The organism is Burkholderia sp. lig30 (assembly GCF_000687455.2).
GTDB lineage: Bacteria > Pseudomonadota > Gammaproteobacteria > Burkholderiales > Burkholderiaceae > Burkholderia.
Genome location: NZ_JGVW01000069.1, coordinates 41,041 through 64,027, shown reverse-complemented (window position 1 = coordinate 64,027; position 22,987 = coordinate 41,041). Strand labels below are relative to the sequence as shown.

Here is a 22,987-nt window from a genome sequence, read left to right as displayed (position 1 = left end):
ACGCACGACGCCGCGCAATGCGCGGCCCGCTTGAGGTAAAGTCGTTCTTTTATCGGTCAGGAGCCAAGCGGTGAGCCGTTACTGGAGCGACGTCGTTCAGCAACTCGTGCCTTACGTGCCGGGCGAGCAGCCCGCGCTCGCGCACCCGGTCAAGCTGAACACCAACGAGAATCCCTATCCGCCGTCGCCGCGCGTTGTCGCGGCGATCGCGCGCGAGCTGGGCGAGGCGGGCGAAACGCTGCGCCGCTACCCCGATCCGCTCGCGCGCACGCTGCGCGAGACGGTCGCCGCCCATCACGGGCTCAAGCCCGAGCAGGTCTTCGCGGGCAACGGCTCCGACGAAGTGCTCGCGCATGCGTTCCACGCGCTGCTCAAGCACGAGCGGCCGCTGCGCTTTCCCGACATCACCTACAGCTTCTACCCGACCTACGCGCGCCTGTACGACGTGCAGTACGAGGTCATGCCGCTCGCCGACGATTTCTCGATCCGCGTGGACGACTACCTCGACGACGCGGGCGGCGTGCTGTTCCCGAATCCGAACGCGCCGACCGGGCGCGCGCTGCCGCTTGCCGATGTCGAGCGGATCGTCGCGGCCAATCCGTCATCGGTCGTGGTGATCGACGAAGCGTACGTGGATTTCGGCGCGCAGTCGGCGATCTCGTTGATCGATCGCTACCCGAACCTGCTCGTCGTCCACACGACGTCGAAGGCGCGCGCGCTCGCAGGAATGCGTGTCGGCTTCGCGTTCGGCCATGCCGACCTGATCGAAGCGCTGAACCGCGTGAAGGACAGCTTCAACTCGTACCCGCTCGACCGTCTCGCGCAGGTGGCCGCGCAGGCGGCCTACGAGGACGTGGCCTACTTCGACGCGACCTGCAAGCAGGTGATCGCGAGCCGCGAGCGGCTCACGGCCTCGCTGCAGGCAATGGGATTCGAGGTGGTGCCGTCAGCCGCGAACTTCATTTTCGCGCGCCATCCGGCGCACGACGCGGCCACGCTCTCGGCACGGCTGAAGGAGCAGGAGATTTTCGTGCGGCACTTCAAGCTGCCGCGGATCGACCAGCATCTGCGCATCACCGTCGGCACCGACGCCGAGTGCGACACGTTCGTCGCGGCGCTGCGCGGCCTGCTGGGCTGAAAACGGCGCGGGCGGCGCATCGCCGCCCCGCCCGTCACGCGTTGCCGCCCTTGGCGGCGGTCAGCACAAGGTACTTCTCCATCAACTGCTCGTGGGTCTCCGCGTGCTGTGGATCGCGGGGGATGCACTCGACCGGGCAGACCTGCTGACACTGCGGCTCGTCGAAATGCCCGACGCATTCGGTGCATTTCTTCGGGTCGATCACATAGATTTCCGGGCCCATCGAAATCGCGCTGTTCGGGCATTCGAGCTCGCACACGTCGCAATTGATGCACTCGTCAGTAATCATCAAAGCCATACTGCCACCAACTTTCCTAGAAAAAACAATACATTATAGCTTTTCAGCCTTCCGTACGGTCACGCAAAATTCCCCGAAATCCATGTTTGCAAGTTTGTCTCGCGGGACGCACCTGGCGCATAACGTTTTGTGTGATTTGTCCGTTTGATCCGAAAGCCTGACGTTTTGGAATGTGTTTCTGCTGCTAACCTAGGCATCAGGCAACCGAATTCCGTTGCGTTCCAGCATGAGCCATACGGCGCGTCGAGCGGCACGATGTCCGTCGAGTCACTCAGCCCATAACAAGGAGCAAGCACATGGAACAGACGTTCGATTTCGACCGGCAGCTGGACACGCGGCCTGGCATTGCCGTGTATTCCTCCTCCGTCCTGAGGCTCTACGACGCATGGGTGCTGGGGATGTCAAACCGATTGGCCTGGCGGTGTGCCACCAAACGGGTGCTGCTCCCGTTTTACCGGCATCATGTGGGCGAGCGCCATCTCGAGGTTGGGGTCGGGTCTGGCTTCTATCCGGCCCATGCAGACTTCCGCGCCGACCATCAGGTCACCTTGCTCGATCTCAACGAGCACAGCCTCGCGGCGGCAGCGCGCCGACTCGGCCATACCCAGGTCACGCCGTTGGTGGGCGACATCATGCAGCCGCTGACGATGCTTGAGGGGCGCCGCTTCGACTCGATCGCGCTGTTCTACCTGCTGCACTGCCTGCCGGGCACGATGAGCGAGAAGGCACGCGTATTCGCGCACCTGAAGGCCCACCTCGCGCCAAATGGCGTGCTGTTCGGTGCGACGGTGCTCGGCAACGCGGCGGGCCACAACGCCCTCGGGCGCACACTGAAGCATATCTACAACCGCAAGGGCATCTTCGACAACCGGCACGACACGCGGGAATCGCTGCGTGCCGCACTCGCTTGCCATTTCGCCAGGGTTTCGGTCGAGCAAGAGGGGGCAGTGGCGCTGTTCGTTGCACGCGCACCATTGCAATGCGCAACGGAGGTCAGTCAGGCTTGCTCGGTCATCGAGCTATAGCCGCCATGCGTGCCGGCCTTGCGCTGACTGAATGTGGCCAAGTTTCTGCCCTTGCGTTGCAGTTGAGTTGAAAACATGATCTCAGGCCCGCGGCCGGCACCGGGACGGCGCCGGCCGGCATCGCGTCACGCGGCAGGCCCGTGGCCCATCGAGGCCACTTTTTCCGTCAGCCACTTCTCGACCGACGGGAACACGAATTTACTGACATCTCCACCCAACTGGGCGATTTCGCGCACGATCGTCCCCGAAATGAACTGATACTGGTCGGACGGCGTCATGAACATCGTCTCGACGTCCGGCAGCAGATAGCGGTTCATCCCTGCCATCTGGAACTCATATTCGAAGTCGGAGACCGCGCGCAGGCCGCGCACGATGACCCGCGCGTTGTTGGTGCGCACGAAATCCTTCAGGAGACCGGTAAAGCCCATCACCTTCACGTTCGGGTAATGGCCGAGCACCTCGTTCGCAATCTTCAGACGCTCCTCGAGCGAGAAGAACGGCTTTTTCGCGCGGCTGTCGGCGACACCGACGACCAGCGTGTCAAAAATGCTCGACGCGCGCCGCACGAGATCCTCGTGGCCACGCGTCAGCGGATCGAACGTACCCGGATACACGGCGACTACCATGTCGCTCCTCCTGTCATCACACTCAATGTGGGTGCGGCCATGACGTGCGACACGCACGCCACCGCCGGGACGGGCGCGCGTCGCCTGGGCGCGGCGCCTCGATTGGAACGCGCATTATTCATCATTTTCGCGCTGCAGCAAATGATAGTGCACGGCGCCCGCCTTGCCCGCCTTGACGACGTGCCAGCCGGCCAGCGCATCGTGCGTGGCCGGGTCGAGCGCCGCGCCGGCTTCGACGTACAGCGCGCCGCCCGGCGCGACCAGCGGCGCGGCGAGCGCGAGCGCACGCGCGAGCACGGCCGTGTCGCCGAACGGCGGGTCGAGAAACACGACGTCGAACGTGCCCGGCGCAAGGCCGGCCGCGAGCCGCAGCGCGTCGGCCTCCGCCACCTCGACCGTGCGCGCGGCGAGCTTGTCCTTGATCGCGCGCAATTGCTGCGCCGCACGCGGATGGCGTTCGACCATCAGCACGGCCGCCGCGCCGCGCGACGCGGCTTCGAAGCCGAGCGCGCCGGTGCCGGCGAACAGGTCGAGACAGCGCCGGCCGTCGAGATCCTGGCCGAGCCAGTTGAAAACGGTTTCGCGGACGCGGTCGGGCGTCGGACGCAAGCCGTCGAGATCGAGCACCGCGAGCGGCGTGCGTTTCCAGTCACCGCCGATGATGCGGATCGTGTGCGGCTTGCCTCGGCCGGCGGGGGCCGCGGAACGGCCTGAAGGGGAACGGGACATACGGAATAATGGCTACGGAAGATCGGGCGCGAACGGTGCGCGCCGCCAGACAGGCGCACGTTACCACAGCAGCGCGACGCGCAGCCGCGGACCAGGCGGGCTGCCTGATAAAATGCGGGGTTTCGGTCGCCTCGCGCGGCGCCTGCACGGGCGCGCGCGGCAGACCGCATGCACGGTCCGCGCCGTTCGCGGCAACGACTCGCCCTCTTCCCGAAGTCAGACCATGTTCAGTTTCTTCAAACGATTCAAGAAAACGTCGGAGCCGACGCCCGCAGAATCGCCGTCGGCCGTCACGCCGCACCCGGAGGCGCCGCCCGCCGCCCCGGCCCGACCGGCGCCCGCCGTGCGCGAGGCCGAGCCTCCCGTTCCCGCTCCCGCCGCCGTGCCGGCGGTCGTCATGACCGTCACGCCGGCGGCGACCGGCCGCGACGAAGTCGTCGAGACGGTCGAGATCGTCCCGCCACCGCTGCTGGAGCCCGCCGCGAAGAAGTCGTGGCTCGCGCGCCTGAAGTCGGGGCTCGCGAAGACGAGCTCGAGCATCACGAACGTGTTCGTCAGCACGAAGATCGACGAGGATCTCTACGAGGAGCTCGAAACCGCGCTGCTGATGTCCGACGCGGGCGTCGACGCGACCGAATACCTGCTCGCCGCGCTGCGCGAGAAGGTGCGCGTCGGCCGCCTCACCGATCCGCAGCAGGTCAAGAGCGCGCTGCGCGACCTGCTCGTCGACCTGCTCCAGCCGCTCGAGAAATCGCTGATGCTCGGCCGTGCGCAACCGCTCGTGATGATGATCGCGGGCGTCAACGGCGCGGGCAAGACGACGAGCATCGGCAAGCTAGCGAAGCATCTGCAGAGCTTCGACCAGTCGGTGCTGCTCGCCGCCGGCGACACGTTCCGCGCGGCCGCGCGCGAGCAGCTGATGATCTGGGGCGAGCGCAACAACGTGACGGTCGTGCAGCAGGAGAGCGGCGATCCGGCCGCGGTGATCTTCGACGCGGTCAGCGCCGCGCGCGCGCGCAACATCGACGTGATGATGGCCGACACCGCCGGCCGCCTGCCGACCCAGCTGCACCTGATGGAAGAGCTGAAGAAGGTGAAGCGCGTGATCGGCAAGGCGCACGACGGCGCGCCGCACGAAGTGCTGCTCGTGATCGACGCGAACACCGGCCAGAATGCGCTCGCGCAGGTGAAGGCGTTCGACGACGCGCTCGGCCTGACCGGCCTCATCGTCACGAAGCTCGACGGCACCGCGAAGGGCGGCATCCTCGCCGCGATCGCGCGGCAGCGCCCGGTGCCGGTCTATTTCATCGGCGTCGGCGAGAAGGTCGAGGATCTGCAGCCGTTCGTTGCCGAGGAATTCGCCGACGCGCTGCTCGGCTGAACGCCGCGCGGCATGCCGCATCGAGGGCGCCCGCTGCCGGACCGCCCCCGGGAAGCCGGACACCGGTCCGGCCCGTGGGGCGCAGTTCACTGCAGCGGGCGCCCTTTTTCGTTGGCGGGCCGCGTCGCCCGGTGAGCTTACTCCGCGTCGGGCTGCACGGCGGGTGCGGCGGCCTTGAACGCATCGAGCGACGTCGCGTGGTCGAAGATCCGCTGGATCGTCGGGTAGCACTGCGTGTCGATCGAGAAGCGGTGCGCGTTGAAGACCTGCGGCACGAGGCAGATGTCGGCGAGCGTCGGCGTATCGCCGAAGCACAGCCTGCCCACCCGCGGATCGCTCGCGAGCCGCGTCTCGAGCGACGCGAAGCCTGACTCGATCCAGTGACGGTACCAGTCGTTCTTCGCCTCTTCCGGCACCTGAAGCATGTGCTTCAGGTACTTCAGCACGCGCAGGTTGTTGAGCGGGTGGATCTCGCATGCGATTTGCAGCGCGATTGCCCGCACGTACGCGCGGTCGGCCGGCGCCTTCGGCAACAGCGGCGGCTCCGGATGCGTCTCCTCCAGATATTCGATGATCGCAAGCGACTGCTGCAGCGTCGCATCGTCGTCGATCAGCGTCGGCACCAGCGCGTCCGGGCTCAGCGCGCGGTACGTGTCCTGCAGTTGCTGGCCGCCGTCGCGCACCAGATGCACCGGCACGTACTCGAACGGCAGTTGCTTCAGGTTCAGGGCGATCCGCACGCGATAGGCAGCGGAACTGCGGAAATAGCTGTAGAGCTTCATCGGTTGTCTCTCGTTGTCGTCGTTGGCGGGTGGCGCGGCCGCGAAGCCGGCGCGCAGGGCGCTTGCGCCGCAACGGCGCGCCGTTCGCGGCTCGCGCCCGGCCGGCATGCATCGTCACGGCCAAGAGTGTAGCGCGGCGGCGCGCGTCGCAATGTCCGTCTCGGCAGCGCGCGCCGCCCGCGCCCGCGCTTGCCAGAACCGCGCAAATGCGGTACTCAGAGGGTTCCCGCATACCACACCGTGCGGACCGGCCGCCGATGCGACGCCGGCCGCCGCCCTGGGCTCCCGATGACCGACTCCCACGACCCCGCCGTCCATACGGCCGAATCCTTCCACTGCGCGCGCTTCATCAAGGAAATCGGGCGCGGCCCGCACGGCGCGCGCGCGCTGTCCTCCGACGACACGTTCGGCCTGTACCGCGCGATGCTCGACGGACGCGTGTCCGACCTCGAACTCGGCGCGATCCTGCTCGCGTACCGCATCAAGGGCGAGACCTCCGACGAGCTGGCGGCGATGCTCGCTGCCGCGCATGCGTCGTTCGAGCCGGTACGCGTGCAGGCCGGTGCGTTTCGCGCGGTGTCGATCCCGAGCTACAACGGCGCGCGCAAGCAGCCGAACCTCGTGCCGCTGCTCGCGCTGCTGCTCGCGCGCGAGGGCGTGCCGGTGCTCGTGCATGGCGTCACGCGCGACCCGGGGCGCGTGACGAGCGCGGAGATCTTCGCCGCGCTGTCGATCGCGCCGTCACCGTCGCACGACGCGATCGAGCAGGCGCTCGCCGAGCGCCGCGTCGCGTTCGCGCCGATCGACACGCTCGCGCCGCGGCTCGCCCGCCTGCTGTCGATGCGCGGCGTGCTCGGCGTGCGCAATTCGACGCACACGCTGGTCAAGATCCTGCAGCCGTTCGCGCCCGCCGGGCTACGGCTCGTCAACTACACGCACCCGCCATATCGCGACAGTCTCGCGCAGCTGTTTCTCGACCACCCGGACGCGGCGGCAGGCGGCGCGCTGCTCGCGCGCGGCACCGAGGGCGAAGCGGTCGCGGACACACGGCGCCAGGTGCAGGTCGACTGGCTGCACGACGGCGCATGCGACACGCTGATCGAGGCCGAGCGCTCGACGCCCGATGCGCCGCCCGTGCCGCTGCCGGAATCGCGCGACGCGCAGACCACCGCCGCATGGACCGGCGCCGTGCTGCGCGGCGAGATTCCCGTGCCGGAAACGGTCGCGCGGCAGGTCGACGCGATCGTGCGCATCGCCCGTATCGCCGAATGACCGTGCGAACGCATGGCGGCGCATGCAATGGTCGGCAGATTTGACACGAGCGTGCGTCCTGGCATAGAGTTGTCGCCATGCGTTCCTTTTCGAACACCCTCCGAATTACCTCCGGCCGCCTAGCGCGGTCGCTATCGCTACGACTAGCGTAAAGCTGTCGTAGCGCCGTGCTATCCGCACGGTCCCTCCTCTGCAGTTCCTCGCAGTACCTTCTCGCAGTTTTTTACAACCCGAAGTCGTCAGCTTTCGTCCGTCTATCCGTCGGTCGAATCGCGAAGATCATCCGCACCCGAACCGCCATCCGGCGCGACGGTGCGAGGCAGCGCCAACCCGCTCATGCCGACCGTCTTCGCTCGCGACTTGTGCCCCGAGGCCAGCAAGATGAAGCGCAACCCGCAAGAGAAATACCGACCGTTCGAACCCGTCCGCATCAACGGGCGCAAGTGGCCCACCCGCACGATCGAGCATGCGCCGGTCTGGATGAGCACCGATCTGCGCGACGGCAACCAGTCGCTGATCGAGCCGATGACCATCGAGCAGAAGCTCGAGTTCTTCGAGATGCTCGTCGCGATCGGCTTCAAGGAGATCGAAGTCGGCTTTCCGTCGGCGTCGCAAACCGACTTCGATTTCGTGCGCAGGCTGATCGACGAAAAGCGCATCCCCGACGACGTGACGATCGAAGTGCTCGTGCAGTCGCGCGAGGACCTGATCGCCCGCACGTTCGACGCGCTCGAAGGCGTGCCGCGCGCGATCGTGCACCTGTACAACGCGATCTGCCCGTCGTTCCGCCGCATCGTGTTCGGACAGTCGAAGGACGAGGTGAAGGCGCTCGCGGTGGAAGGCACGCGGCTCATCAAGGCCTGCGCACAGGCGCGCCCGGACACGCACTGGACCTACCAGTATTCGCCGGAAACCTTCAGCATGACCGAGCTGGCGTTCGCGCGCGAAGTATGCGACGCGGTCGCACAGACCTGGCGGCCGACCCGCGAGCACAAGATGATCGTCAACCTGCCGGCGACCGTCGAAGCCGCGATGCCGAACGTGTTCGCCGACCAGGTCGAATGGATGGACCGCAACCTCGGCTTCCGGGACAGCATCGTGCTGTCCGTGCACCCGCACAACGATCGCGGCACTGCGGTCGCGGCCGCGGAGCTTGCGCTGCTCGCCGGCGCCGACCGGATCGAGGGATGCCTGTTCGGCAACGGCGAGCGCACCGGCAACGTCGATCTCGTCACGCTCGCGCTCAACCTCTACACGCAGGGCATCGATCCGGGCCTCGATTTCTCGGACATCGACGCAGTGCGCCGCATCGTCGAGCGCTGCAACCAGATCCCCGTGCATCCGCGCCATCCGTATGCGGGCGACCTCGTGTTCACCGCGTTCTCCGGCTCGCACCAGGACGCGATCCGCAAGGGTTTCGCGCAGCAGCGCCCGGACGCGATCTGGGAAGTGCCGTACCTGCCGATCGACCCGGCCGATCTCGGCCGCAGCTACGACGCGGTGATCCGGGTCAACAGCCAGTCCGGCAAGGGCGGCGCGACCTATCTGCTCGAGCGCGGGATGGGCTTCACGCCGCCGCGCCGCGTGCAGATCGAATTCAGTCACGCGGTGCAGACGCTCGCCGACCGCTCCGGCGAGGAAGTGACGGCCGACGCGATCTGCGCGCTGTTCAGCCGCGAATTCCTCGAGACCGACGGCCCGGCCGTGCGCAACGGCGGCGGGATCGGCTGGGCACGGCGCGAGATCGCCTGCGCGCTGCCGGGCGGTGCGGCGCCTGAGCAGGCCGCGGCACGCGCGGCCGCCGCGTTCGCCGCCGCGGCGAACATGACGATCGACGTCGCGTCGTGCGAAGACGCGCGCGCGGCCGACGGCCGCACCGCGGTATTCGTCGGCTGCCGGGTCGGCGACGCGCCGCTGCGGCACGGGGTCGGCGTGCATGCCGACCCGGCGGCGGCCGCGCTCGACGCGGTCGTCAGCGCGGTCAACCGCTCCGCGCGGCACTGCGCGGACCACCGCGCGGCGGCGTGACCGCGCGTTTCAGGTTCTGAGCAACAGCGAGCGGTGCGAGACCGCCCGTGCGACGCGCGATCCGCGCGCACGGGCAAAGAAAAAGCGGCCCACGAGGCCGCTTCGGATCGGGAACGACAACGCGCGCCACACGCGCTCAGGTCTCGGTCGCGCACCGCGTCGCCTGCCAGGCGAGCAGCCGCCAGCGCCCCTGCTCCTGCGCCTGGACGGCGGTATACGCGATCGGAAACACGAGGCCGCCGTTGTTGGTTTCCATCTCGATCAACGCGCGCCCGGCGATGACGCACAGGTCGTCGCCCACGGTCAGCACGTCCTGCGACTGGATTTCGATCTGACGATAACGGCGGCGGCCGGAGGCGATCGAGTCGATGAACTGCTGCTTGGTCTCCCGTTTGCCGCTGGTGTGCACGTAGAACACCTTGTCCGACAGCAGCGCGTCGAGCGCCTCGCCGTCGCCGTCCACCATCGCGCGGAACCGATCGCGCTCGAGTGCGCGGATCGCATCGATCACCTTCGCCATCGCCCTGCTCCTCGGCAACCCGCACGCCGTGCGCGAACGCGCGGATCAGAAGTTGTATTGCACGTAGAACTGGTGGAAATCTATACCAGGATTCGGCTCTTTGATACCCACGTTCGACACGTGCTGAAAGCGGTAGCCGAGCTGATACTGCTGGCGATCCCCGAACTGCGCGCCGACGCCGGCCATGGAGGCGACCTGGAACGCCGTCGACATCGAGTAATCCGACCCGATCGTCGGGTGCGTCAGCAGGCGCGGGCCCGCGCCGACCTCGACGAACGGACGGACGGCGCCCGCGCTCCTGACGAAGCGAATCACCGGGGTCGCGCCGAATTCCCACACGCTCGAATGGATGTTGCCGTTCGTGTTCCAGTAGCCGACGTGGCCCTCGACCAGGAACGCGAAGTGCCAGCCGCCGATCTCCCACCACGTCCAGTCCGGATCCCACACCACGCCGAGGTCGCCCTTGTGGATCCCGCGACGATCCGAGAAGCCGCCGCCCGCCTGGATCCCCCAACGATCGGCGCATGCCGCGCCGGATCCCGCCAGCAACGCCGCCGCGAGCGCCACGTGCAGCATCAATCGGCCACCCCGCCGACTATTCTTATTGTTCATATGAACTCCAGCTTCGTGGGTTGAATGGAGCCTGCCACTGAGCTGGCCTGCTCGCGCGGCCAGCATCTTATGGTAAAGAATTTTTCCTATCGGCATCAGGAATCGAAATGGTTTACTTCAAAATCTACAAAAATCGAAGCCGTTCGCCAAATCGCAGCTGAAAACAACCACTTAAGGAACCTGCGAGAAAAAGTCGCAGTCTCAAGAATGCTATCGGAATATAGAATTCGATAGAAAACTGGAACTCGAAAGCCCGCGCGCCCTCTAAGGATTAGCACTCAATTTGCGGGAGTGCTAAGATTGACCGCGGAATCATCCGATACCGGGGTTCATCCCTGATTCCAAAGGAGTTCTCTTACGTGAGCAACGCATTGACCCTCCCGAACACCCTGCGCCCGGCGTCCGCTCTGGCCGAATCGGCAGGCTCGCTGGCGCTCGCTTCCCATTCGATGCTGCCGGGCCAGCTGGGCAACATCGACGCCTATATCCAGGCAGTCAATCGTATTCCGCTGCTGACGCCCGAGGAAGAGCGCCGGTACGCGACCGAATTCCGCGAGCAGAACAACCTCGGCTCGGCCCGCCGCCTGGTGCTGTCGCACCTGCGGCTCGTCGTGTCGATCGCCCGCAACTACCTGGGTTACGGCCTGCCGCACGGCGACCTGATCCAGGAGGGCAACATCGGCCTGATGAAAGCGGTGAAGCGCTTCGACCCGGCGCAGAACGTGCGCCTCGTGTCGTACGCGATTCACTGGATCAAGGCCGAGATCCACGAATACATCCTGCGCAACTGGCGCATGGTGAAGGTTGCCACAACCAAGGCGCAGCGCAAGCTGTTCTTCAACCTGCGCAGCCACAAGAAGGGCGTGCAGGCGATGACGCCCGACGAGATCGACGGCCTGGCGCAGGAGCTCAACGTCAAGCGCGAGGATGTCGCCGAGATGGAAACCCGGCTGTCGGGCGGCGACATCGCGCTCGAAGGGCAGGTCGAGGACGGCGAGGAATCCTATGCGCCGATCGCCTATCTGGCCGATTCGCACAACGAGCCGACCGCCGTGCTCGCCGCGCGTCAGCGCGACGCGCTGCAGACGGACGGCATCGCGCAGGCGCTCGACGCGCTCGACGCGCGCAGCCGCCGCATCATCGAGGCGCGCTGGCTGAACGTCGACGACGACGGCTCGGGCGGCTCGACGCTGCACGATCTGGCTTCGGAATTCGGGGTGTCGGCCGAACGCATCCGCCAGATCGAAGCGAGCGCAATGAAGAAGATGCGCACCGCCCTCGCCGCATACGCGTAACGCGCCCGCGCGATCGTCGCCAGCCCGCTGCCTCGCAGCGGGCTTTTTTCTTTTCGGCGCCGCCCGCTTGCCTGCCGGCCGGTCGCGCCGGTCCCCACACCGGTCCCCACACCGGTCGGCAGCGTACGCCTCTCGTGCGACAAATCATCACGATCCGAAACGCGGCGCGCGACGATACAATCGTTGTCCGGCATTGACGCCGGTACCGCGTCGCCAGCCGTGCGGCACGCCCTTTGCGCCCTTCTATGACGCCTCCCTCCTCGCATCTCAACAAGACCCTCGACGCGTGGCTCGCCCGCCGCGCCGTCACCGCGCGCGCGAGCCTGCGCGTCGCGGTCGCCGCCAGCCTCGCCGCCGGCATGCTGGTGATCGCGGCGTCCGCGCTGCTCGCATGGACCGTCAACGCCGTCGTCGTCGGCCACGCGACGCTCGGCGACGTCTGGCCCGCGCTCGCCGCGATGCTGCCCGTGTTCGCGGCGCGCTTCGCGCTCGTGCTCGTCTCCGAGCGGCTCGCGTTTCGCGGCGCGGCGAATGTCCGCGGCGAACTGCGTTCGCAGCTCGTGCGCAAGATCCATGCGCTCGGCCCCGCATGGGCCAAGGGACAGGCCACGGGCGCGCTCGCGGCCCACGCGGTCGCCGGCATCGACGCACTCGAAGGCTACTACGCGCGCTGGCTGCCCAATCGCGCGCTGACGGCCATGCTGCCCGTCGCGGTCCTCGTCGTCGTGTTTCCGATCGACTGGGTGTCAGGGCTCGTGCTGACGCTCACCGCGCCGCTCATCCCCGTCTTCATGATCATCGTCGGCAAGCGCTCGGTCGAGATGAACCAGCGCCAGTGGCAGCAGCTCGCGCGGCTCTCCGCGCGCTTCCTCGACACGCTGCAGGGCCTCACGACGCTGAAGCTCTTCAACGCGAGCCGCCGTGAGGCGCAGATCGTCGCGCGCCTGTCGGAAAGCTACCGCCAGAGCACGATGCAGGTGCTGCGCATCGCGTTCCTGTCGGCTGTCGTGCTCGAGTTCCTGTCGACGGTCAGCATCGCGATCGTCGCCGTGCTGATCGGCTTCAACCTGCTGTACGGCAAGGTCCATTTCCAGCCCGCCTTCCTCGTGCTGCTGCTCGCGCCCGAGTTCTACCTGCCGCTGCGCACGCTCGGCACGCACTACCACGCGCGGATGGAGGCGATCGGCGCCGTCGAGCGCATCGCCGAGGTGCTCGACCTGCCGGAACCGGATGCGCGCACCGGCCGCCCGCCGCTTGCGGCCGCCGATCGCTACGCGATCGCGTTCGATGCGGTCTCGTTCGCGTACGAGTCCGACAAGCCCGCGCTCGAGCGCGTGAGCTTCACGCTCGAGCCCGGCCGCGTCACCGCGCTCGTCGGGCCGAGCGGCGCGGGCAAGAGCACGGTGCTCAACCTGCTGCTCGGCTTCGTCGCCGAGCAGGAGGGCGCGATCCGCATCAACGGGCAGCCGCTCGCCGACATCGATCCGGCGAGCTGGCTCGAACACGTTGCCTGGGTGCCGCAGCGCGCGCACGTATTCCTCGGCAGCGTCCTCGACAACCTGCGGCTCGCGAACCCCGACGCCTCGCTGGAAGCGGTACGCGCCGCCGCCGCGCAGGCTGGCGCCGACGACTTCATCATGGCCCTGCCGCAAGGCTACGACACGCCGCTCGGCGAGCGCGGCGCCGGGCTGTCGGGCGGGCAGATCCAGCGGCTCGCGCTCGCGCGCGCGTTCCTCAAGGACGCGCCGGTGCTGCTGCTCGACGAGCCCACCGCCCACCTCGACGCGCTGACCCAGACGCAGATCCACGACACGCTGCGCCGGCTCGCGCGCGGCCGCACGGTGCTGCTCGTCGCGCATCGCCCGAGCACGGCGCGACTCGCCGACCACGTCGTCGTGCTCGACGGCGGCAAGGTCGCGCAAAGCGGCACGCACGACGCGCTCGGCGCGCAGGCCGGGCTGTACTGCGACCTGATCGGCTCGCCGCCCGAGAATGCCGCGAACGCCGCGCCGCAAACCGTGAACGAGTGAGACCCAGATGACGTCCCCCAATCCGATGGCCGCGCCCCCGCAGGCCGCACACGCGGACGACGCCCGCGCAGATTTCGCGCGACTCGTGGCCCTGTTCCGGCCGTACTGGAAATGGATGGCAGCCGGCATCGCGGTGTCGCTCGTCACGCTGATCGGCAACGTCGCGCTGATGGCGATCGCCGGCTGGTTCATCACGTCGATGGCGCTCGCCGGCATCAACCACGTCGCGATCGACTACTTCACGCCGGCCGCGATGATCCGCGGCTGCGCGATCGTGCGCACGGGCGGCCGCTACATCGAGCGGCTCGTCACGCACGAGGCCACCTTCCGCCTCCTCGCGAAGCTGCGTGTGTGGTTCTACACGCGCATCGAGCCACTCGCGCCCGCCTGTCTGCAGCACACGCGCGGCGCCGATCTGCTCGCGCGCATCCATGCCGACATCGAAAGCCTGAACCACGTCTATCTGCGCGTGATCGTGCCGATGGCGACAGGCGCGCTCGGCACGCTGCTGATCGTCGCGACGATGGCCGCGTTCAGTGTCGCGGGCGCGCTCGTCACCCTGTTCTTCCTCGCGCTCGCGGGTGTCGTGCTGCCGGCGCTCGTGTTCCGGCGCACGCGCGGGCCGGCCGCGGCGGGCGTCGCGCAGCGCGCGCAGCTGCAGGATGCCGTCGTCGACGACCTGCAGGGGCTCGCCGAGCTGCGCGTGTACGGTGCGACGGAACGCCATGTGCAGCGCGTCGAGCGGCTGTCCGGCACGCTGATCGACACGCAGGTCCGGCTGAACGACGTGAAGGCGCTGTCGCAGGCCGCACTCGGCACATGCGCGTCGCTCGCGATGTGGGGCGTGCTACTGATCTCGATTCCGCGCGTGAGCGGCGGCACGCTGCCCGCCGCGGATCTCGCGATGCTCGCGCTGTTCACGCTCGCGAGCTTCGAGGCCGTGATGCCGCTGCCGCTCGCGACGCAGATGCTCGGCGAGAGCCTCGCCGCCGCGCGGCGGATCTTCGCGCTCGCAGATTCGGCGCCCGCGGTGCACGACCCGGAGGTCGCGACGCCGCTCACGGCCGGCAACGACCTTCGCTTCAGCCACGTCGGCATGCGCTATCCGGGCGCGAGCCGCGCGGCACTCGACGACGTGTCGTTCGAGTTGCCGGCGGGGCGCCGGATCGCAATCGTCGGCGAAAGCGGCGCGGGCAAGAGCAGCATCGCGAACCTGCTGCTGCGCTTCTGGGACTACGAGAAAGGCAGCATCACGCTCGGCGGCGTCGAGCTGCGCGACGCGTCGCCGACCGAGCTGCGCGCGCGCATCGCGGTGGTCGCGCAGGACACGTATCTCTTCAACGCGACGATCCGCGAGAACCTGCTGCTGGCCCGGCCCGATGCCGGCGCCGACGCGCTCGTCGCGGCATGCCGCACCGCGCAGCTGCACGATTTCATCATGAGCCTGCCGCAGGGCTACGACACCGAAATCGGCGAGGCCGGCACGCGCCTGTCCGGCGGCCAGGCGCGGCGTCTCGCGATCGCGCGCGGCCTGCTGCTCGACGCGCCGGTCCTGATCCTCGACGAGCCGACGGAAGGGCTCGACACGGTCACCGAAGCGGCACTGCTGCGCACGATCATGGAGCTGATGCGCGGGCGCAGCGTGCTGCTCGTCACGCACCGGCTGTCGGCGCTCGCCGAGCTCGTCGACGAGGTAATCGTGCTCGACGACGGACACATCGCGCAGCAAGGGCCCGCACCCGCACTGCAGGCGGCGAACGGCCCGTTCCGCACACTGCTGAGCCATCACGGTTCGGTGCCGGCCTGACACGCGCGTCCCGTCGCGCCGCATGACGGCGGCGCCGGGACAGCCGGCGCCCGCACCTGCGCGCGGCTGCGATACCGCCGCACACGCCCCTTTCGTACCCGCACCATGCCGACGGGCGCGCGCATTTGTCGCGCCGCTCGGCAAGCCCTCGCCGCGCGCGCCTCCAGTCATCTCCCGATACGCGTCCGGGCCGTCCCGCCACGCGCTTCACGCTTATTTACGAGATAGCGAGAACCCGCTTCAAGCCGTGCGCTGATCGGCGAATGCCTTGCTGCCTGCGACAATGCGCCCCCCCGTATGAAATTGCAGTTTTGATTTGAGACAAATATGCTGCGCATGGAAATCCATACCATCGCTCTGTACGCGCCGGCTATAGGGGAATAGCCCACGCTAACGTGTGCCGTGTCCGCAGTATCGGCTGCGGACACCAGACGGATGCCTGTGCGGGCTCGATCCTGCAACCGATTCAAATCGTCTTGACTGGAGTGTCAAATGATCAACAATACCGTGGTTGAGCTGTCGCGGATTCAGTTTGCCGCCACCGCGCTTTACCACTTCCTTTTCGTCCCGTTGACGCTGGGCATGTCGTTCATGCTCGCGGCGATGGAGACCGTCTACGTGATCACCGGTAAGCAGATCTACCGGCAGATGACGGAATTCTGGGGCAAGCTGTTCCTCATCAACTTCGCGCTCGGCGTCGCGACCGGGCTCACGATGGAGTTCGAGTTCGGCACGAACTGGTCGTTCTATTCCGGTTTCGTCGGCGACATCTTCGGCGCACCGCTCGCAATCGAAGGCCTGATGGCCTTCTTCATGGAGTCGACCTTCATCGGCCTCATGGTGTTCGGCTGGAAGCAGCTGTCGAAGGGCAAGCACCTGATCGTCACCTACCTGGTGGCGTTCGGCTCGAACTTCTCGGCGCTGTGGATTCTCGTCGCGAACGGCTTCATGCAGCACCCGGTCGGCGCGACGTTCAACCCGGTCACGATGCGCATGGAACTGACCAACTTCGGCGCGCTCATCTTCAGCAGCGACGCGCAGACGAAGTTCGTCCACACCAGCATCGCCGGCTACGTGACCGCGGCGATCTTCGTCACCGCCGTCAGCGCGTACTACATGGCACGCAAGCGCCACGTCGAGCTCGCGAAGCGTTCGTTCCAGATGGCGAGCATCTTCGGCGTGCTGTCGGTCGCCGGCGTGCTGACGCTCGGCGACGCGCTGGGCTTCGTCGATGCGCAGGCGCAGCCGTCGAAGCTCGCGTCGATGGAAGCGATGTGGAAGACCGAGCCGACGCCGGCCGCGTTCAACCTCGCCGCATGGCCGGACAACGCAGCCCGCACCAACACGTGGGCGCTGCAGATTCCGTACGTGCTGACGCCGCTGATGACCCACACGCTGGACACGCCGGTGGCGGGCGTCGAGCAGATCGAAGCGGAAGCCGTGCAGCGGATCAAGAACGGGATCCCGGCCGTCCAGGCGCTCAAGACGCTGAGCGGCAACCCGACCGATGCCACGGCGCTCGCGCAGTTCAACGCACATAAGGCCGACCTCGGCTACGGCTTCCTCGTGAAGCGCTATGCGGAAGGCCAGGACGTGTCCAACGCGACCCCGGAGAACATCGTCAAGGCGTCGCAGGACACCGTGCCGAACGTCTTCCTGATGTTCTGGGTGTTCCGCGCGATGGTCGCATGCGGCCTGCTGATGCTCGCGTACTTCGTGATCGCGGTGATCCTGTCGCTGCGCGGCGACGTCCACCGTCAGCAGTGGTTCCTGAAGCTCGCGCCGTGGATGATCCCGGTCCCGTTCCTCGCATGCGAGATGGGCTGGCTCACGGCTGAAATCGGCCGCCAGCCGTGGACGGTGTTCGGCCTGCTGCCGACCTGGATGTCCGCATCGAGCCACACTGTCGGCTACATGGTGTTCTCGCTCGTCGGCTTCGTGCTGCTCTACACGATCTTCATCATTGTCGAGATGTACCTGATGGTCAGAGCGATCCGCAAGGGTCCGGACGAAGACCACGTCGACGCCGGCCTGACGCCTGGCTCCCTCAACCCGGCGCTCGCCGCCGAATCGACGCGATGATCGGCAAGGAATAAAACCATGGAACTCTATCTCTTCCTGAAAGTGCTCTGGTGGCTGCTGCTCGGCGTGCTGCTGATCGGGCTTGCAACGATGGTCGGCATGGACATGGGCGTCGGCGCGCAGCTGCGCTTCGTCGGCCGCACCGACGTCGAGCGGCGCGTCGCGATCAACACGATCGCGCCGCACTGGGACGGCAACCAGGTGTGGTTCATCCTCGGCGGCGGCGCGATCTTCGCGGCGTTCCCGCTGATCTATGCGACCGCGTTCTCCGGGCTGTACGTCGTGATGCTGCTGCTGCTCTGGACGATGATCATGCGCCCGCTCGGCTTCGAGTACCGCAGCAAGCTCAACTCGCCCGCATGGCGCAACGTCTGGGACTGGGTGCTGGTCGTGAGCGGCGCCGTGCCGATGATCGTCTACGGCGCGGGCATGGGCAACATGTTCGTCGGCGTGCCGTTCCACTTCAACTGGGATCTCACGTCGTACTACACCGGCAGCTTCATTTCGCTGCTCAACCCGTTCGCGGTGCTGTGCGGCGTGCTGTCGCTGTCGCTGTCGCTGTACATGGGCGCGACGATGCTCTACGGCCGTACCGAAGGCGCGATCCAGGAACGTGCGCAGCGCGTCGCGACGGTCGCGATCGTGATCGCGGTCGTGGTGTTCTCGGTGTGCGGCGTGTGGGTGTCGCAGATGGACGGCTTCCGCCTGGTGCACTCGGTCGCCCCGGGCCTCGCGCAAACGCCGCTGCAGCAAAGCGTCGAGCGCGTATCGGGCGCATGGCTCGACAACTTCCGCCTCCACTCGATCCTGTGGATCGTGCCCGCTCTCGGCTATATCGGGATGATCTTCGGGCTGCTGTCGCTGCGCGCAGGCCGTTCGACGTGCGCATGGTGGCTCGGCGCGATCGCATGGATCGGCGTGATCGGCACGGCCGGCACCGCGCTGTTCCCGTTCATGATGCCGTCGTCGAGCACGCCGGACCAGAGCCTCACCATCTGGAACTCCATCTCGAGCCGCCTGACGCTCCTGTGGATGACCGGCTGGGCCGCGGTGTTCGTGCCGATCATCCTCGCCTATACGAGCTGGGCATTCCGCGTGATGCGCGGCAAGGTCAAGGCTGAACGCATCGAATCCGATCCGCACGCATATTGAGGCATTTACGATGAAAACCCTGTTCCACTTTCTCATCCTCGCTGCGCTGGTCGTGATTGCGGTCGTGATCGGCGTGGTGCTCGGCGCCTATGGCGCGTGGTACTTCTCGTGGCTCGTCGGCACGATCATGATCGTGCTGTTCGCGGCGGCGGGCGGGGTGCTCTACGACACCCAGCAGAAGGAGCGCAAGGCGAACGGCAGTTAAGCCGCAGCGCTTTGGCACGATGACGCAAACGGCACCTCAGGGTGCCGTTTGTCGTTTTGGCGGAGGCCTGTCGCGATGCGGCCGAGGTGCGTGCGCCGGCCCGGCGCCCGTCAGTCGAGCGGCCAGAGCGCGCGGCTCGCCGCCCTCACCGCCTGCGCCGAATCGAGCGCGAGCAGGTCCGGCGCGCGCTGGCGGCACTGCGCGTAATCGAGACGGCGCACGCGCGCCTTGATGCCCGGCACCGATACGGGGTCGACCGACAGCTCCGTCACGCCGAGGCCGACGAGGATCGGCACCGCGAGCGGATCGCCGCCGAGCGCGCCGCACACGCCGATCCATTTGCCGTGCCGGTGCGCGCCGCGCACGGCCATCTCGACGAGGCGCAGCACCGCCGGATGCAGCCCGTCGGCCTGCGCGGCGAGATCGGCATGACCGCGGTCCATCGCGAGCGTGTACTGGGTCAGGTCGTTGGTGCCGATCGACAGGAAATCCGCATGTTGCGCGAGCTGGTCGGCGAGCAGCGCCGCCGACGGCACCTCGATCATCGCACCGACCTCGACCGGCGCGTCGCGCCCCATCTGCCGTGCGATGGCGTCGATGCGCCGGCGCACGCGCACCAGTTCGCCCGCGTCGGTCACCATCGGCAGCAGGACCCGCACCGCGCCGAACGGCTTCACGGCGAGCAACCCGCGCAACTGCTCGTCGAGCAGGTCGGGACGCAGCTGCGCGAGACGGATGCCGCGCAGCCCCAGGGCCGGGTTCGGCTCGGGCGGCAGCGTCAGGAATTCGACGCGCTTGTCCGCGCCGACGTCGAGCGTGCGGATGATCGCGGTGCGGCCCCGCAGCGCGTCGACGACGGCTTGATAGCCCTGCCGCTGCTCGTCCGCCGTCGGCGCCACCGCGCGGCGCATGAACATCAGCTCGGTGCGCAGCAGGCCGACGGCGTCCGCGCCATGCTCGAGCGCCGCGTTCGCGTCGTCGAGCGTCGCGATGTTTGCGGCGACTTCGATCGTGCGCCCGTCTGTCGTCACTGCCGCTTCGCGTGCGCTGCCGCAATCCGCTTCGCGCATCCCGGCCACGCGCTGCCGCTCGACACGCGCGCGCTCGACGTCGCGCGCGGACGGCGCCGGCTCGAGCCGGCCCGCCGTCGCGTCGACGACCACCTGCGTGCCGTCCGGAATCGCGTACAGCGCGTCGCCGACCGCGACGAGCGCGGGGATGCCGAGCTGGCGGGCGATGATCGCCGCATGCGACGTCGCGCCGCCGCGCGCCATCACGAGCGCCGCGACGCGCCCGCGGTCGAGCGACGACAGATCGGACGGCGTGAACGCCTCCGCGGCCAGCACCGCGTCGTCGGGCAACGCGCGCGCCGCGCCGGACGCGCAGCCGAGCGCACGCAGCACGCGTTTCTCGATGTCGCGCAGATCGGCCGCGCGTTCGGCGAGCAGCGTGTCGTCGACACGCGCGAGCACGTCGATCTGCGCGCGGATCGTCGCGCGCCACGCAAAGCCCGCGCTCTTGCCGAGGCTGATCAGGTCGCGCGCCGCGTCGATCAGCGTCGGATCCTCGAGCAGCACGCGATGCACCGCGAAAATCCCCGCCTCGCACACCGAGCCGCGCTGCGACGCGGTGCGCACGGTGTCTTCCAGTTCGGCATCGACGGCCGCAAGCGCCTTGTCGAGCATCCGGCTTTCGGCGGCGGGCGTGCCGCTCGCCGCCTCGGGCGGCGCGATGTCCGCATCGCCCCAGTGCGCCAGCGTGCCGACCGCGATGCCGGGCGCGGCGCACACGCCGGCCAGCGTATTCGGATCGGGCGGCGCGCCATCGCCGCACGGCGCCGGTTGCGGCGCGGGCGAGATCGCGCGCGCCGGCGTTTCGTCGGTGTGGCCGGGCGCTTCGCGCAGCAGCTCGCGCGCGACCGCGTCGACCGCCTGCTCCGCCTGCGCGCCGCAGCCGACGAGCTCGACCGTTGCGCGCTCGCCCGCCCCGAGCGCCAGCAGCCCGACGACACTTTCGACGGACGCCGCGCGGCCGCCGAAATGCACGTCGACGCGCGCGTCGAGCCCGCGCGCCGCGTCGCGCGCCCGCGCGGCGGGCCGTGCATGCAGGCCGCCCGGCTGCGTCACCACGATCGAACGGCGTACCTCGTGCAGCGCGGTGGTGGCCGCCGCCGCACGCGCGGCCCCCGCCGTGCCGCGCAGCGTCAGCAGCGGCGTCACGCCCGCCGTCGCGACGCCGCCCGTCGCGCGCTCGACGATCGGAAACGCGTCCGAATTCGCGATCGCGATCACCGAGACGAGGCTGGGCGCGGCGCGCGCCACTTCGTCCCGATCGAATTCGATCAGCAGGTCGCCCGCCTTCACGCGCGCACCTGCCTCGATGCGCGTGGTGAAGCCGTGGCCGTTCAGCACGGCGGTGTCGATGCCGATGTGCAGCAGGATGTCGACGCCCTGCGGCGTCGTGAGGGTGACCGCGTGACCGGCCGGCGCGAGGTGCGACACGACGCCGTCGCACGGCGCGACGAGCCTGCCTTGCGTCGGGTCGATACCGATGCCGTCGCCGAACAGCCCGCCGGAGAACACCGGGTCGGGCACGTCGGCCAGCGGAACGATCTGCCCGGTCAACGGCGCGAGCAGGACGATCGGATCGTGGGTGGGGGTCTTCAACGGGGCCTCCCCGGCGCGGCACGCTCGCCGCATCAATACGTTTCGATGACGGCGTCCGGCGTGGACCCGGCCGCCTCGTTACGCCCGTTCGTGAACCGGCTCCCCTTCGACGTAGGTTGCGACGAGGTTCAGGTCGCGGTCGAACACGACGAGATCGGCCCACGCGTCGCGCGCGATGCGGCCGCGATCGGCGATGCCGAGGTAATCCGCGGCAAAGCGCGACATGCGATTCGACACGTCGGCGATCGGCAGGCCGAGCGACACCAGGTTGCGCAGCGCCTGCTCCATCGTCAGCGTGCTGCCCGCGAGCGTGCCGTCGGCGAGACGCACGCCGCCCAGGCACTTCGTCACGTGCTGGCTGCCGAGGCGGTATTCGCCGTCGGGCATGCCGGTCGCCGACGTGCTGTCGGTCACCACGTAAAGATGCGGGATCGCGCGCAGCGCCGCGCGGATCGCGCCCGGATGCACGTGCAGCAGATCGGGAATGATCTCCGCATAGTCGGCGTGCGCGAGCGCCGCGCCGACGAGACCGGGATTGCGGTGATGCAGCGGCGACATCGCATTGAACAGGTGCGTGAAGCCGCACGCGCCGTGCCGGAGCGCGGCGACCGCGTCGTCATAGGTCGCGAGCGAGTGGCCGAGCTGCACGCGCACGCCGCGCGCGGCCATCTCCGCGATGATCTCGATATGGCCGGCGATTTCCGGTGCGAGCGTGACGACGCGGACCGGCGCGAGCGCCAGGTACGTCAGCACCTCGTCGAGCACCGCCGACACCGCCGCGTCCGGCTGCGCGCCGAGCTTGCCCGGATTGATGTACGGCCCTTCGAGATGCACGCCGAGCACGCGTGCGCCGCCCGGCGTGCGGCTGCGCGCCTGCTCGCCGAGGTGCGCGACGACAGCCATCAGCTCGTCGCGCGGCGCGGTCATCGTGGTCGCGAGCAGGCTCGTCGTGCCGTACTGCGCGTGGGTGCGGGCGATCGTGCCGAGCGCGTCGCCGCCCTCCATCACGTCGGCGCCGCCGCCGCCGTGCACGTGCAGGTCGATGAAGCCGGGCAGGATGTACGGCGCGTCGTTGCTCGCGGGATCGACCGGGGCGCCCGCGAGCGTGCCGATGCGGCCGTTCCCGACTTCGAGCGAGCCGTGAATCCAGCCTTCGGGCGTGAGTATGTTTCCGGTCAGCATGACGTTCTCTCGATGGTCCGGCGACGCATGAGGCCGCGTCGCGATGCCTGCCGCCCGACGCGCGTCGCATCGGGCACCGGCCCGCCGCCGCTTGCGATGCGCGATCGGAGGGGATGACGGCACCGTCGGGGCGCCGGCGGCGGGGCCGTCGCATCGG

At 68.3% G+C, this 22,987-nt stretch carries 19 protein-coding genes; 11 read left to right on the top strand and 8 right to left on the bottom strand.

The window, feature by feature from the left end; all coding sequences use genetic code 11:
- Positions 1-70 precede the first annotated feature (70 nt).
- Positions 71-1,138 (top strand): histidinol-phosphate transaminase, encoded by a 1,068-nt coding sequence (hisC, locus tag LIG30_RS10260; RefSeq protein ID WP_038711828.1) that lies wholly within the window; start codon positions 71-73, stop codon positions 1,136-1,138.
- A 34-nt stretch (positions 1,139-1,172) separates the two neighbouring features.
- On the opposite strand, the gene LIG30_RS10255 is transcribed toward hisC, so the two are convergent.
- Positions 1,173-1,436 (bottom strand): YfhL family 4Fe-4S dicluster ferredoxin, encoded by a 264-nt coding sequence (locus tag LIG30_RS10255; protein ID WP_038711826.1) that lies wholly within the window; start codon positions 1,434-1,436, stop codon positions 1,173-1,175.
- Between the two features lie 296 nt (positions 1,437-1,732).
- On the opposite strand from LIG30_RS10255, the gene LIG30_RS10250 reads away from it, so the two are divergent.
- Positions 1,733-2,461, top strand: coding sequence for a class I SAM-dependent methyltransferase (locus LIG30_RS10250; RefSeq protein WP_051994954.1), 729 nt, complete (start codon positions 1,733-1,735; stop codon positions 2,459-2,461).
- A gap of 125 nt (positions 2,462-2,586) precedes the next feature.
- Here LIG30_RS10250 and coaD read toward each other — a convergent pair whose 3' ends face one another.
- Both coaD and rsmD read right to left on the bottom strand, forming a co-directional pair.
- Positions 2,587-3,087 (bottom strand): pantetheine-phosphate adenylyltransferase, encoded by a 501-nt coding sequence (gene coaD / locus LIG30_RS10245; RefSeq protein ID WP_038711825.1) that lies wholly within the window; start codon positions 3,085-3,087, stop codon positions 2,587-2,589.
- A gap of 114 nt (positions 3,088-3,201) precedes the next feature.
- The gene (gene rsmD / locus LIG30_RS10240) at positions 3,202-3,816 is read right to left on the bottom strand and encodes a 16S rRNA (guanine(966)-N(2))-methyltransferase RsmD (RefSeq protein WP_038711823.1); all 615 of its coding nucleotides are present in this window, start codon (positions 3,814-3,816) and stop codon (positions 3,202-3,204) included.
- A gap of 223 nt (positions 3,817-4,039) precedes the next feature.
- Here rsmD and ftsY point away from each other — a divergent pair, with 223 nt between their 5' ends.
- A complete protein-coding gene (ftsY, locus tag LIG30_RS10235; protein WP_038711822.1) occupies positions 4,040-5,197 on the top strand; it encodes a signal recognition particle-docking protein FtsY in 1,158 nt (385 codons plus the stop codon).
- A gap of 137 nt (positions 5,198-5,334) precedes the next feature.
- Here ftsY and maiA read toward each other — a convergent pair whose 3' ends face one another.
- A complete protein-coding gene (maiA, locus tag LIG30_RS10230; protein ID WP_038711877.1) occupies positions 5,335-5,979 on the bottom strand; it encodes a maleylacetoacetate isomerase in 645 nt (214 codons plus the stop codon).
- 288 nt (positions 5,980-6,267) lie between these two features.
- On the opposite strand from maiA, the gene ybiB reads away from it, so the two are divergent.
- Both ybiB and leuA read left to right on the top strand, forming a co-directional pair.
- Positions 6,268-7,251 (top strand): DNA-binding protein YbiB, encoded by a 984-nt coding sequence (ybiB, locus tag LIG30_RS10225; RefSeq protein WP_038711820.1) that lies wholly within the window; start codon positions 6,268-6,270, stop codon positions 7,249-7,251.
- A 381-nt stretch (positions 7,252-7,632) separates the two neighbouring features.
- Positions 7,633-9,279: a 2-isopropylmalate synthase gene (gene leuA, locus LIG30_RS10220; RefSeq protein ID WP_038711819.1), complete on the top strand. Its 1,647-nt coding sequence runs from the start codon at positions 7,633-7,635 to the stop codon at positions 9,277-9,279.
- A gap of 136 nt (positions 9,280-9,415) precedes the next feature.
- On the opposite strand, the gene LIG30_RS10215 is transcribed toward leuA, so the two are convergent.
- Positions 9,416-9,799, bottom strand: a complete 384-nt coding sequence (locus tag LIG30_RS10215; RefSeq protein ID WP_038711818.1) for a nuclear transport factor 2 family protein — start codon at positions 9,797-9,799, stop codon at positions 9,416-9,418.
- A 45-nt stretch (positions 9,800-9,844) separates the two neighbouring features.
- Positions 9,845-10,411: an acyloxyacyl hydrolase gene (locus tag LIG30_RS10210; protein ID WP_038711817.1), complete on the bottom strand. Its 567-nt coding sequence runs from the start codon at positions 10,409-10,411 to the stop codon at positions 9,845-9,847.
- 359 nt (positions 10,412-10,770) lie between these two features.
- On the opposite strand from LIG30_RS10210, the gene rpoH reads away from it, so the two are divergent.
- The 6 genes from rpoH to LIG30_RS10180 all read left to right on the top strand — a co-directional run bounded on the left by rpoH (position 10,771) and on the right by LIG30_RS10180 (position 18,982).
- On the top strand, positions 10,771-11,706 hold the full coding sequence (gene rpoH / locus LIG30_RS10205) for an RNA polymerase sigma factor RpoH (RefSeq protein ID WP_038711815.1): 936 nt from the start codon (positions 10,771-10,773) through the stop codon (positions 11,704-11,706).
- A gap of 245 nt (positions 11,707-11,951) precedes the next feature.
- Positions 11,952-13,736 (top strand): thiol reductant ABC exporter subunit CydD, encoded by a 1,785-nt coding sequence (gene cydD / locus LIG30_RS10200; RefSeq protein WP_051994953.1) that lies wholly within the window; start codon positions 11,952-11,954, stop codon positions 13,734-13,736.
- 7 nt (positions 13,737-13,743) lie between these two features.
- Positions 13,744-15,543 (top strand): thiol reductant ABC exporter subunit CydC, encoded by a 1,800-nt coding sequence (gene cydC, locus LIG30_RS10195; RefSeq protein WP_235510275.1) that lies wholly within the window; start codon positions 13,744-13,746, stop codon positions 15,541-15,543.
- Between the two features lie 492 nt (positions 15,544-16,035).
- Positions 16,036-17,625 carry a cytochrome ubiquinol oxidase subunit I gene (locus tag LIG30_RS10190; protein ID WP_038711812.1) on the top strand — a complete coding sequence of 530 codons (1,590 nt, stop codon included), beginning with the start codon at positions 16,036-16,038 and terminating at the stop codon, positions 17,623-17,625.
- An 18-nt stretch (positions 17,626-17,643) separates the two neighbouring features.
- Positions 17,644-18,777: a cytochrome d ubiquinol oxidase subunit II gene (gene cydB / locus LIG30_RS10185; RefSeq protein WP_038711811.1), complete on the top strand. Its 1,134-nt coding sequence runs from the start codon at positions 17,644-17,646 to the stop codon at positions 18,775-18,777.
- Positions 18,778-18,787: 10 nt separating this feature from the next.
- A complete protein-coding gene (locus LIG30_RS10180; protein WP_038711810.1) occupies positions 18,788-18,982 on the top strand; it encodes a hypothetical protein in 195 nt (64 codons plus the stop codon).
- Between the two features lie 110 nt (positions 18,983-19,092).
- Here LIG30_RS10180 and ptsP read toward each other — a convergent pair whose 3' ends face one another.
- Complete coding sequence (gene ptsP, locus LIG30_RS10175; protein WP_038711808.1) at positions 19,093-21,681, bottom strand: phosphoenolpyruvate--protein phosphotransferase; 2,589 nt, start codon at positions 21,679-21,681, stop codon at positions 19,093-19,095.
- Positions 21,682-21,726: 45 nt separating this feature from the next.
- Complete coding sequence (gene nagA, locus LIG30_RS10170; protein ID WP_038711807.1) at positions 21,727-22,830, bottom strand: N-acetylglucosamine-6-phosphate deacetylase; 1,104 nt, start codon at positions 22,828-22,830, stop codon at positions 21,727-21,729.
- Positions 22,831-22,987: the final 157 nt, after the last annotated feature.

Bases quoted from the DNA above. Each gene is read 5' to 3' on its own strand.
- LIG30_RS10255 (WP_038711826.1), bottom strand. From the start codon at position 1,436: ATGGCTTTGATGATTACTGACGAGTGCATCAATTGCGACGTGTGCGAG.
- LIG30_RS10250 (WP_051994954.1), top strand. From the start codon at position 1,733: ATGGAACAGACGTTCGATTTCGACCGGCAGCTGGACACGCGGCCTGGC.
- coaD (WP_038711825.1), bottom strand. From the start codon at position 3,087: ATGGTAGTCGCCGTGTATCCGGGTACGTTCGATCCGCTGACGCGTGGC.
- rsmD (WP_038711823.1), bottom strand. From the start codon at position 3,816: ATGTCCCGTTCCCCTTCAGGCCGTTCCGCGGCCCCCGCCGGCCGAGGC.
- ftsY (WP_038711822.1), top strand. From the start codon at position 4,040: ATGTTCAGTTTCTTCAAACGATTCAAGAAAACGTCGGAGCCGACGCCC.
- maiA (WP_038711877.1), bottom strand. From the start codon at position 5,979: ATGAAGCTCTACAGCTATTTCCGCAGTTCCGCTGCCTATCGCGTGCGG.
- ybiB (WP_038711820.1), top strand. From the start codon at position 6,268: ATGACCGACTCCCACGACCCCGCCGTCCATACGGCCGAATCCTTCCAC.
- leuA (WP_038711819.1), top strand. From the start codon at position 7,633: ATGAAGCGCAACCCGCAAGAGAAATACCGACCGTTCGAACCCGTCCGC.
- LIG30_RS10215 (WP_038711818.1), bottom strand. From the start codon at position 9,799: ATGGCGAAGGTGATCGATGCGATCCGCGCACTCGAGCGCGATCGGTTC.
- LIG30_RS10210 (WP_038711817.1), bottom strand. From the start codon at position 10,411: ATGAACAATAAGAATAGTCGGCGGGGTGGCCGATTGATGCTGCACGTG.
- cydD (WP_051994953.1), top strand. From the start codon at position 11,952: ATGACGCCTCCCTCCTCGCATCTCAACAAGACCCTCGACGCGTGGCTC.
- cydC (WP_235510275.1), top strand. From the start codon at position 13,744: ATGACGTCCCCCAATCCGATGGCCGCGCCCCCGCAGGCCGCACACGCG.
- LIG30_RS10190 (WP_038711812.1), top strand. From the start codon at position 16,036: ATGATCAACAATACCGTGGTTGAGCTGTCGCGGATTCAGTTTGCCGCC.
- cydB (WP_038711811.1), top strand. From the start codon at position 17,644: ATGGAACTCTATCTCTTCCTGAAAGTGCTCTGGTGGCTGCTGCTCGGC.
- LIG30_RS10180 (WP_038711810.1), top strand. From the start codon at position 18,788: ATGAAAACCCTGTTCCACTTTCTCATCCTCGCTGCGCTGGTCGTGATT.
- ptsP (WP_038711808.1), bottom strand. From the start codon at position 21,681: ATGCGGCGAGCGTGCCGCGCCGGGGAGGCCCCGTTGAAGACCCCCACC.
- nagA (WP_038711807.1), bottom strand. From the start codon at position 22,830: ATGCTGACCGGAAACATACTCACGCCCGAAGGCTGGATTCACGGCTCG.